Raw genomic sequence first — 10,798 nt, 5'->3', positions numbered from 1 at the left:
TGACGAGAAAGAAGGATGTGTTCACGAGTTTGTGGCATTGGACCATCAGTCGCTGAACAAACAAGGATCGCACCATCCATCTGAGCAGCACCAGTGATCATGTTTTTAACATAGTCGGCGTGACCTGGGCAGTCTACGTGCGCGTAGTGACGAGTTGGAGAGTCGTATTCTACGTGAGAAGTATTAATTGTAATACCACGTGCTTTTTCTTCTGGTGCAGAGTCGATAGCAGCGTAATCTTTCGCTTCACCACCAAACTTACGTGCACATACTGTAGCAATCGCAGCTGTTAAAGTTGTTTTACCATGGTCAACGTGACCGATTGTGCCCACGTTAACGTGTGGCTTATTACGTTCGAACTTAGCCTTAGCCATGAGATCTTCCTTTTTAAAACAACTCATGGAGGATCACTCCATGAGCATTAGGTTTTTTAACTATGAATTAGTTTGCGCTTATAGTAATCGAAAGATTACTCGTCGTCACCTTTTTTACCACCAGACTGGAATTTAGCAATGATGCCATCTGCCACGTTACGTGGAGTTTCAGCATATTTAGCAAATTCCATAGAGTAAGTCGCACGACCTTGAGACATAGAACGCATGTGTGTTGCGTAACCAAACATCTCTGCAAGTGGAACTTCTGCACGAATTGCTTTAGTACCACCAGGTAAGTCGTCCATACCTTGAACCATACCACGACGACGGTTTAAGTCACCCATGATATCGCCCATGTAGTCTTCTGGAGTTTCTACTTCAACTTTCATGATTGGCTCAAGAAGAACAGGATCTGCTTTCATGAAACCGTCACGGAATGCGTAAGAACCCGCCATTTTGAACGATAATTCGTCAGAGTCGACATCGTGGTAAGAACCGTCGAATAATGTCGCTTTAATGCCTACAACTGGGTAACCAGCCAAGACACCATTCTTCATACGTTCTTGGATACCTTTGTCTACTGCACCGAAGAATTCTTTAGGTACTACACCACCTACAACTTCTTCAGCGAATTCGTAGTCTTTACCAGCTTCAGGATCAAGCGGCTCTAAACGTACGAATACGTGACCGAATTTACCTTTACCACCAGTTTGACGTACGAATTTACCTTCTTGCTCAATCGTCTTTTTGATCGTTTCGCGGTATGCAACCATTGGTTTACCAATGTTCGCTTCTACGTTGAATTCACGCTTCATACGGTCAACGATGATGTCAAGGTGAAGCTCGCCCATACCCGCAATGATCGTTTGACCAGATTCTTCGTCTGTACGAACGCGGAATGATGGATCTTCTTTCGCCAAGCGACCTAAAGCAACTGACATTTTTTCTTGGTCAGCTTTAGTTTTAGGTTCAACAGCCAATGCAATTACTGGCTCTGGGAATTCCATACGCTCTAGTGTAATTACGTGGTTTTCGTCACATAATGTATCACCAGTGGTTGTATCTTTAAGACCTACACACGCTGCGATGTCACCTGCACGAATTTCTTCGATGTCGTGACGGTCATTTGCGTGCATCTGTACGATACGACCAATACGCTCACGCTTCATTTTCACTGGGTTATAAACCGGGCTACCCGCTTTAAGAACACCAGAGTAAACACGTACGAACGTTAAGTTACCAACGAATTTGTCGTTCATGATTTTGAACGCTAACGCTGCGAAAGGAGCTTCGTCAGACGCTTCACGAGAACCTTCAGTTTCGTCTTTGTCGTCTAAGATACCTTTGATCGCTTCAACGTCAGTTGGTGCAGGTAAGAATTCAATTACTGCGTCCAACATACGTTGAACACCTTTGTTTTTGAATGCAGAACCACACATTGCAGGTTGAATTTCACCCGCTAATGTACGTTGACGTAAACCAGCAACGATTTCTTCTTTAGAAAGTTCGCCATTTTCTAGGTACTTGTCCATGAGTTCTTCTGATGCTTCTGCAGCAGCTTCAACCATGTTCGTACGCCATTCTTCAGCAGTTGCTTGAAGGTCAGCTGGAATCTCACCGTATTCAAACTTCATACCTTGTGAAGCTTCATCCCAGATGATTGCCTTCATTTCGATTAAGTCAACAACACCTGTGAATGTGTCTTCTGCACCCACTGGAACAACGATAGGCACTGGGTTTGCACCCAAGCGTGTTTTCATTTGTTCAACAACGCGGAAGAAGTTTGCACCTGTACGGTCCATTTTGTTCACGAACGCTAAACGAGGTACTTTATATTTGTTTGCTTGACGCCATACAGTTTCAGACTGAGGTTGTACACCACCTACAGCACAGTAAACCATACATGCACCGTCAAGAACACGCATAGAACGCTCAACTTCAATTGTGAAGTCAACGTGTCCTGGGGTGTCAATTACGTTAATACGGTGTTGGTCAAACTGGTTACCCATACCTTTCCAGAAGCATGTTACAGCTGCTGAGGTAATAGTAATACCACGTTCTTGCTCTTGTTCCATCCAGTCAGTTGTTGCTGAACCTTCGTGAGTTTCACCAAGTTTGTGACTTTCACCTGTATAGAACAAAATACGTTCTGAAGTTGTTGTTTTACCCGCATCGATGTGCGCAGAGATACCAATGTTACGGTAACGAGAAATTGGGGTTTGACGTGCCATGATTTCTAGCATTCCTAAATTTTGTTGTTTAAAACAGGACGCTTTAAGCTGACTAGCAACTTAAAGCGATTTGATGACAATTCAGTGACAACCGATTCATCACCCTCCTGATTAGGGCCTGTTTTATCCGCTTAGAAACGGTAGTGAGAGAAGGCTTTGTTGGCTTCAGCCATACGGTGCACATCTTCACGTTTTTTGATCGCTGCGCCTTTACCTTCAGATGCATCAAGCAACTCGCCAGCAAGACGTAACGCCATAGTTTTTTCAGAACGCTTAGCAGCAGCATCTACCAACCAACGCATCGCTAAAGCAGTACGACGGGATGGGCGTACTTCCATAGGAACTTGATAAGTAGCACCACCAACACGGCGTGCTTTTACTTCGACCATTGGACGAACTTTTTCAAGCGTAGCTTCAAAAAATTCAACTGGGTCTACTTTAGATTTTTCTTGAACGCGGTCTAAAGCACCGTAAACGATACTTTCAGCAATAGATTTTTTACCATCTTGCATTACGTGGTTCATGAATTTAGCGATTGTTTGGCTGCTGAATTTAGGATCCGGAAGGATTTCACGAGCAGCGACTACGCGACGTCTTGGCATTTTAAACTACCTATAAATATGACACTTCAGGGTGATCCAGCCGTAGCACAAAGTGTCGTGTGCATTTCGCTGGCCTTACTACACGTCGCTTGAATTTCACAAAATTAAATGCAGAAATCAGACAAGCGAGACGATAAAGGATTGCAGTTCTACGAACTAAGAGCTTAATCTTTAAAGGATTATTTCTTAGGACGTTTAGCACCGTATTTAGAACGTGACTGGTTACGATCTTTCACACCAGCACAGTCTAAAGAACCACGAACGGTATGGTAACGTACACCTGGTAAGTCTTTAACACGACCACCACGGATAAGAACAACACTGTGCTCTTGTAGGTTGTGACCTTCACCACCGATGTAGCTAGAAACTTCAAAACCTGAAGTTAAGCGAACACGGCAAACTTTACGCATTGCTGAGTTAGGTTTTTTAGGTGTAGTTGTGTAAACACGTGTACAAACACCACGACGTTGTGGACAAGCCTTCAACGCAGGAACTTTTGATTTTTCAACCAAAGTCGTACGACCCTTACGGATCAACTGATTTGTTGTTGCCATGTGGCAATTCTCCCGTTAATAAAAAGCCCCAAAAACATACTACTTTTTGAGGGCATGCAATTGTAAGCGAAGATAGAAAAATGGTCAATATTTCATAGGCAGTTAAAATACCAACCAAATTTCTACTTATCACTTGTTTTTATTCAGCTTTTGGCTTGCGAGTACTTGTACGAGTTCTCGGCTTTTTTGTAACCTGCTTTGCAGTTTCTGTACTTGATGTTACTGGATTTTCCGAAACAGTTTCAGCCACTTGGGTTGAATCTTCCACAGGCTCTAAAGCATCTTCCAGCATATATTCATCAATTTCTTCTGCAGGTACAGCAGGTTTTTGCGGTGCAACTTCAGCATGTGGCTCTAGCATTTGATCTGCCAATTCTTCTAGACCTTGCTGAATATTTTCATCGAGCTGTGCTGCAGTTGTTTCCACTTTGTCCGATTTTTTCTGCACTTTTACCGCTCGGATACTTTCATGGTCTGATACGGTTTGCACTAAAGCATCTGACGGCGCAGATTCCGCGCGCTCTTGCCCCGCTACTAATTCATCTTGCTCCGCATGTTTAGCTTCATTGCCCTTCAATTGCTCCAAGAGTTTAGGCGCAGCCTGTGCCAGCAATTCCAACGATTTTTCATACGCATGAATGGCTGATAAATTGCTGTCTTTATGCTGAATTAAATAGCTACGGGCATTGGAAAACACTTGCTGTGCCTTGTGATGCACATCTTCCACCAATTTCCAGCTATATACTGCACTCACCGATGCGGTTGCTACAGGCGTGAGTTTATTCAACATGGAAAACTTAGGTACATGATTCAACCACGGCCATTTGACTTGACCTTGCTCATTTAAGAAGTATTTCTTTAATACCTCATAATCATTGCTTGAACCGAGCATATTTTGTAATTGATGCACATCATGAGTTTGCAGCATATTAGATAAGGTTTTTAGCCCCATCAACACTGCTTGCTTTTCTGCAATGACGCCTAAATCAATTTGTTTAAAAATAAACTGAACAATTTCTTGCTCAGTGTCTTTATTCAGTTCAAAACCGTAGGCACGCCCAACCTGATAAATGGTACGTAAAGACATCACAATAGATGCAGGCACATCAATGGTTGAACCGATTACTCCTGTTGCACCTGTCAATGCGCCTTGCAGTGATGCAATCCATTTATTTTGTTCTGCAAGTGCCTGACTAATTCGTTTAGAACGATCTACATCTTGAGTCAATTCTTCTAAATCGCGCACACCTGCTTGATCAAGCACATCATCAACAGAGCTAATATTGGAGGTAAAACTATTCAGCTGATCAAATAAATAATCTGAAATTTTGTCGGAAAAATCGGGCGACACAAAACTCGCCACCTGATTGACGCGGTTATAGTGACGACCTAAAAGCTGACGTGAAACTTGAGGCACATGCTGTCTGAGCATGTGTTGAGGATTGTCATATTGACGCGCTTGAAAAGCACTAAAGCTACGTGCCTGACCTTCAATAATTTGCCCTGATTTTGCACTATGCTCATCCTTCGCTACAGTACCCGGTGCAACTTGCTGCAATACATGGATGCCTGTACTGCTGAGCTTTTTAGCCACCCCAATCGCATTCGAGAAGAATCCGCTTGATTGTTTATTCTTGGAATCTGACATTCTTACTCCTCATTTTTAATTTCTATGATTTATGGGTAGATACTAGGTGTAGTCTAAGTTTATCTCAATATGATTGTGTATCTTTTGGTTGGCTTCCTGCATCTCATTTACCGCTTCGCTGCGGTTTGATCTTCCCTGCAAAGTGGCATCATATTTGCCATAAGAATTCAAAATTCTTTCTGCTATTATGAACGCAATTGTAAGACATGAGTCATACCGTATCAGCGATTGCTTGGCAGTCACGGTGTTCGGCTCAACATTATCACCATAAAAGGGATCTGTAGATGAAACGTGTTGTAATCACCGGCATGGGCATTAACTCGTGCATTGGTAATACTTTAGAAGCTGTGACTCATTCTTTACAAAACGGTATTTCTGGGACACGTTCCAACCCAACTTATGCTGAACTTAATTTCAAAAGCCACGTAAGTGCAGCAGCAGAACAAAACTTTAACCACATTGACCGTAAATTAAAACGCTTTATGGGCGTGTGTGCGATGTACGCTTACAACGCTGCAGTAGATGCCATTGAACATGCGGGCTTAAAGCAAGAAGATTTAGCAGGCAACCCACGTTACGGTATCGCGGGTGGTTCAGGCGGTAACTCAACTGCATCTGTTGCAGAAATGATTGAGCTACTTGAAGAAAAAGGCGCACGTAAAATTGGCCCGTTCTTCGTACCACGTAACATGTCGAACACCATTACGGCAAACTTGGGTGTTGCGTTCAAATTACAAGGTATCGCGCACTCAATTACCAGTGCATGCGCAACTTCTGCCGATGCAATTGGTTATGCCTACAACCTAATTCAATTGGGTAAACAAGATTTAATGCTTGCAGGTGGCGGTGAAGAAGATCACTGGTCACAAAGCTTATTGTTTGATGCGATGGGTGCTTTGTGTTCTAAATACAACGACACACCAGAAACAGCATCTCGTCCGTACTCTGCAGACCGTGATGGTTTCGTCATTGCAGGTGGTGGTGGTTTCGTGGTTCTTGAATCACTTGAACACGCACAAGCACGTGGTGCAAATATTTTAGCTGAAGTGGTTGCGTATGCTGCAAACTCTGACGGTGCAGACATGGTTGCACCAAGCGGTGAAGGTGCTACACGTTGTATCTTGATGGCTTTAGACGAAGCGAAACAACACGGTGTAGACGCAATTGACTATGTGAACACACATGGTACTTCTACTCCAGCAGGCGACGTGACTGAATTGAAAGCCATGGAACGTGCGTTTGGTGAAGGTAAAGTGCCTGCTCTTAGCTCAACGAAGTCAATGACTGGTCACAGCTTGGGTGCTGCAGGCGTTCAAGAAGCAATTTATTCTGTCTTGATGATGCAAAACGACTTCATTGCACCAAACATCAACGTCACTGAACTTGATGAAGGCGCGAAAGCATTTGATATCGTACTTGAAAAACGCGACACAAAATTGAATACTGTGATGAGTAACAGTTTTGGTTTTGGCGGTGTAAATGCCTGCCTTATTTTCAAGAAGTGGGATGAATAATCTCCTATAGGATAGTCGATGGATGCACCTTCTGATGCTTTTTTATGGGTAAAAGCATTACATATTATTGCCGTGGTTTGCTGGTTCGCTGCATTGTTCTACTTACCACGTTTATATGTTTACCATGCCATGAGTGAAGATACACTGAGCCATCAGCGTTTTGAAATCATGGAGCGCAAGTTGTACCGAGGGATTATGTGGCCGTCTATGATTGCCACCCTCATCACGGCACACTTTTTGGTAGATTGGGGCGATGCGACCCGCAATTACCACGATGCGTTATGGTTTTACCTGAAAGTAGCATTGGTCGGTTTATTGGTGATTTACCATTTGGTTTGTGGCTATTACCGCCAAAAACTGATTGGCAATGCGCATTATAAATCACACAAGTTCTGGCGATTCTTCAATGAAATGCCGACTGTGCTGCTATTAGCGATTGTAATTTTAGTCGTGGTAAAACCACAGTTCTAAAATTTGAAACGCCAAGTATCCTGACATCTCAACCTGATTCGGTTGTAAAAAAACCTCAGTGCAAAGAACTGAGGTTTTTTATGGGTGACAACTAAAAACAGCACTTATGCTTTAATTCAACGTATTTGTGAGTAAGGCTGAAAGCCCAATGCCGCTGCTTGTTTCTGCTGAGATTGAGGAATCGTGACAATAGCAATTTTTCCATCTGCACCACCACAGACCTGTGCATACATCCGCCCATCTGAACCTACACTGGCCCGCTTCACCTGAATCTGTGCTTGCTGTAAACGCTGAACAATTTCCGTAAGGGTTAAACCTGAATCTGGCTCACACTGTCGATGTTGCAATGATGTGTACATTTCGACCTGCGCAGTAGGTGTTGTGGATGTAGCAGCATGATTGGCACATGCAGTCATCAGTATTGAAACCGCTACTACTGCAATAGATTGACTAAATATCTTCATCACATACCCTCTTTCAATATTAAAATTAAATATTCAAATTAAATATTCAAATTAAATATTGAAGCACGATCTTTGCAATAACACTGCGCTAGAAATGCAAACAGATGTAAGCATCTCGCTCATCCAGATAACTGTTCAAGCACCGACAAAATTTGCGCAAAACACTGAATTCTATGTTTTGGTGCAGCCAAGTCTAACTCCTGAGCCGAACCATAGCCGTATTCGACTGCAACACAATCGACTCCATTGGCTCGTGCACCTAAAATATCGTGTTCACGATCTCCAATCATTAAACATTGTTCAGGTTGCAATTGTTCTTGCTGCAAAATATAGGCAATTAAATCCGCTTTATTGGTACGCTCACCATTTAGTTCGCTACCGTAGGGATATTCAAAATATTGCAATAAATCGAAGTGATCTAAAATTTGGCGTGCATAAATTTCAGGTTTGGCTGTTGCTAAAAACAGTCGATAGCCTTGCTGTTTTAAATCTGCCAATGTTGCAGCAACATCTTCAAAGACATGATTTTCAAATAAGCCTGTTGCAGCAAAACGCTCTCGATAGCCTGCTAAGGCTTGCTCTGCCAATACGTCATGCACATCTACATGAAGTAATTTTGCCAAAGAGGCTTTTAAGGGCGGCCCGATAATCCAATCAATATTTTCCGTATCTGCAATAGGATGTCCAACCTTAGCCAAACCATAACGCGCAGAAGCGGTAATGCCCTCTTTCGGGTCGGTCAGCGTGCCATCTAAATCAATTAAAAGGTTCTTTATCACAATGTCAGCCTATGTGCCTAAATGACTATCGAGTGTTACTCCAAAGTTGCCTATACTAACGTAAATAGAAGCAATTAAGGATATGTGTGTGCGACCAACAGTACTATGTTTTTCTGGTTTAGACCCTTCGGGTGGCGCTGGTTTACAGGCTGATATTGAAGCCGTTGGCAATAGCGGTGCACATGCAGCGATTGCCTGCACAGCACTGACCATTCAAAACTCTCAGCAAGTATTTGGCTTTGAAGCAACGTCTAAAGAATTGTTATTGGCGCAAGCCAATGCGGTGGTGAATGATTTGCCCATTAAAGTTGTAAAGTCGGGCATGTTGGGCACCACTGACAATATTGCAGCGCTGGCAGATTTTTTACGTGCACATCCTGATTATTTATATGTGCTTGACCCTGTTTTGGTTGCCAATAGTGGTGGTTCTTTAGGTGATCAAGCGACTTTGGTTCAGGCATTTGTCGAGTTGATTCCACTGGCGACTTTAATCACACCAAATACTGTGGAATTACGTGCCTTAACGGGTGAAGATGATTTAGAACGCGCAACAGCTAAATTATTTGCAATGGGCGCGCAGGCCGTTTTGGTCAAAGGTGGGCATGAAGATACCCCTGATCATATTCGTAATGCACTGTATATTAACAATGAAATGGTTTCAGAAACCCGCTGTCCACGGCTTGAAGGTGAATATCACGGTTCAGGCTGTTCATTGGCGAGCTTTATTGCAGGGCGCTTGGCAATGGGAGATCAACTGAAACAAGCGGTACAACATACTGAAACTTGGTTGTTTGGTGTGCTTAAATATGCGGAAACGCCTGTACCGAACGGACAGAAAATTCCGAAAAGGTTTTAGTGCTTATCGTTCAACTCCTTCAAACCCTGATCACCTTGTATCAGGGTTTTTCATTGCAACTTTTTAACGTTCGTGCCGTTGTTTCAAATTTTCGACATGTTGACGATTGGTTTTCCAAGACTTATCAAGTAGTTCTTTTTCAATTCTCAGCTGAATACGTTTCAGTTTCATCGGTGAAATGACTTCATACCGAAAACCTTTGACATACTCAACCCATGCACTGCCTTTAAAAACATTGTTGGGCAAAGAGGTCTTAAACTCACAGTCTGGCATAAATACAATCACAGAATGCAGATATTCAGGCTCGACAATATCGCTCAATACTGATTCCAAAACTTTTATATGCTTATAGTTCTGATAGACAGGATTTTGAAACTTGTAGGTCTTTTTATAAATTTTTTGTGTCCATACTTTTTGGCGTTCTCCACCAAAAATCCAGCCTTTATAGTTTTTTGTTTCAATCACAAAAACCCCAAAAGGACTCAATAAAATATGATCTATTTGAGTTGTTCCTGCGAACTCATCAGGCAAAGTTACATCATTCAACAAGATATAACGTTCATCTAAATACAACTTCACATGCGTACTTACTGCGAGTTCCCCCACCTTTCCCTTTAGAAAAGGTTTGAAAATTTTGATCAGCCCTACACCTGCAACAAGCAGAATAAGCCACCAAAACTGCAACAATAATGTTTTTAACATTTCCCCTGCTCTATTTTATTTTGATCAAAATTGTTGTTGAATCTCAGTCATTTAAACTTTTGAAGTTGAAGATTCTAACTTTAACAAAATCGCTTTATTATCCAACCCGCCTGCAAAGCCCACCAATTTTCCACTTGCACCCACCACCCGATGACACGGTGCAATAATCGAAATTGGATTTTTGCCATTTGCCGCCCCTACGGCACGCATCGCATTCTCACTACCAACTTGTTCGGCAATTTGCTTATAACTACGAGTTTCCCCAAAAGGAATGCTTAATAACGCCTGCCAGACTTTCTTCTGAAATTCAGTGCCTTCAAAATCAAGAGGCACATCAAATTGCTGACGCTGACCTGCAAAATACTCTTGGAGTTGCTGCTGAGTTTTGAGCAAAATTGGATGATCATCTTGTCGAACTAAACTGGCTAAACGTACCCGTTTATGATCTTCGTTATCCCACATTACCGCAACCAATGCGTGATCGTGAGCCACCAATTTAAGCACGCCTACAGGAGTGTCCATTTCAGTAAATGCCAATTGCATTATTTTTCTCCTCAAGCAGGTTGGGTATCAGGTCATCCTGTTTTTAACTCAAACCGATCT

The 10,798-nt window shown here is 42.6% G+C and carries 12 protein-coding genes; 3 read left to right on the top strand and 9 right to left on the bottom strand.

Annotated features, from left to right (window positions below; all coding sequences use genetic code 11):
- From CF596_RS08665 to CF596_RS08645, 5 genes are all read right to left on the bottom strand, one after another.
- Positions 1–374: GTP-binding protein (locus tag CF596_RS08665; protein ID WP_242439143.1), on the bottom strand; the 374-nt coding region annotated here is incomplete at its 3' end.
- 95 nt (positions 375–469) lie between these two features.
- Positions 470–2,605, bottom strand: coding sequence for an elongation factor G (gene fusA, locus CF596_RS08660; RefSeq protein ID WP_096902149.1), 2,136 nt, complete (start codon positions 2,603–2,605; stop codon positions 470–472).
- A 131-nt stretch (positions 2,606–2,736) separates the two neighbouring features.
- Entirely contained in the window at positions 2,737–3,207 is a 471-nt protein-coding gene (gene rpsG / locus CF596_RS08655) for a 30S ribosomal protein S7 (RefSeq protein WP_004975277.1), read from the bottom strand.
- Between the two features lie 179 nt (positions 3,208–3,386).
- Positions 3,387–3,761 (bottom strand): 30S ribosomal protein S12, encoded by a 375-nt coding sequence (rpsL, locus tag CF596_RS08650; RefSeq protein ID WP_000246374.1) that lies wholly within the window; start codon positions 3,759–3,761, stop codon positions 3,387–3,389.
- Positions 3,762–3,900: 139 nt separating this feature from the next.
- Positions 3,901–5,409: an EcsC family protein gene (locus tag CF596_RS08645; protein ID WP_096902147.1), complete on the bottom strand. Its 1,509-nt coding sequence runs from the start codon at positions 5,407–5,409 to the stop codon at positions 3,901–3,903.
- A gap of 284 nt (positions 5,410–5,693) precedes the next feature.
- On the opposite strand from CF596_RS08645, the gene CF596_RS08640 reads away from it, so the two are divergent.
- The gene (locus CF596_RS08640) at positions 5,694–6,923 is read left to right on the top strand and encodes a beta-ketoacyl synthase N-terminal-like domain-containing protein (RefSeq protein WP_004975268.1); all 1,230 of its coding nucleotides are present in this window, start codon (positions 5,694–5,696) and stop codon (positions 6,921–6,923) included.
- Between the two features lie 18 nt (positions 6,924–6,941).
- Positions 6,942–7,394 (top strand): protoporphyrinogen oxidase HemJ, encoded by a 453-nt coding sequence (gene hemJ / locus CF596_RS08635; RefSeq protein WP_004975266.1) that lies wholly within the window; start codon positions 6,942–6,944, stop codon positions 7,392–7,394.
- Positions 7,395–7,510: 116 nt separating this feature from the next.
- Here hemJ and CF596_RS08630 read toward each other — a convergent pair whose 3' ends face one another.
- Both CF596_RS08630 and CF596_RS08625 read right to left on the bottom strand, forming a co-directional pair.
- Complete coding sequence (locus CF596_RS08630) at positions 7,511–7,858, bottom strand: hypothetical protein (protein WP_004975264.1); 348 nt, start codon at positions 7,856–7,858, stop codon at positions 7,511–7,513.
- Between the two features lie 119 nt (positions 7,859–7,977).
- The gene (locus tag CF596_RS08625) at positions 7,978–8,637 is read right to left on the bottom strand and encodes an HAD-IA family hydrolase (RefSeq protein ID WP_019837216.1); all 660 of its coding nucleotides are present in this window, start codon (positions 8,635–8,637) and stop codon (positions 7,978–7,980) included.
- Between the two features lie 88 nt (positions 8,638–8,725).
- Between CF596_RS08625 and CF596_RS08620 the strand changes: the two genes are divergently transcribed.
- The gene (locus tag CF596_RS08620; protein ID WP_096902153.1) at positions 8,726–9,493 is read left to right on the top strand and encodes a hydroxymethylpyrimidine/phosphomethylpyrimidine kinase; all 768 of its coding nucleotides are present in this window, start codon (positions 8,726–8,728) and stop codon (positions 9,491–9,493) included.
- A 63-nt stretch (positions 9,494–9,556) separates the two neighbouring features.
- On the opposite strand, the gene CF596_RS08615 is transcribed toward CF596_RS08620, so the two are convergent.
- Positions 9,557–10,195, bottom strand: a complete 639-nt coding sequence (locus CF596_RS08615) for a nuclease-related domain-containing protein (RefSeq protein WP_096902145.1) — start codon at positions 10,193–10,195, stop codon at positions 9,557–9,559.
- Between the two features lie 51 nt (positions 10,196–10,246).
- Positions 10,247–10,738: a methylated-DNA--[protein]-cysteine S-methyltransferase gene (locus tag CF596_RS08610; RefSeq protein WP_004975257.1), complete on the bottom strand. Its 492-nt coding sequence runs from the start codon at positions 10,736–10,738 to the stop codon at positions 10,247–10,249.
- Positions 10,739–10,798 lie beyond the last annotated feature (60 nt).

The sequence above is a fragment of the Acinetobacter sp. YT-02 genome (assembly GCF_002412355.1).
Lineage (GTDB): Bacteria > Pseudomonadota > Gammaproteobacteria > Pseudomonadales > Moraxellaceae > Acinetobacter > Acinetobacter towneri.
This window is presented reverse-complemented; position numbering and strand designations above follow the sequence as displayed.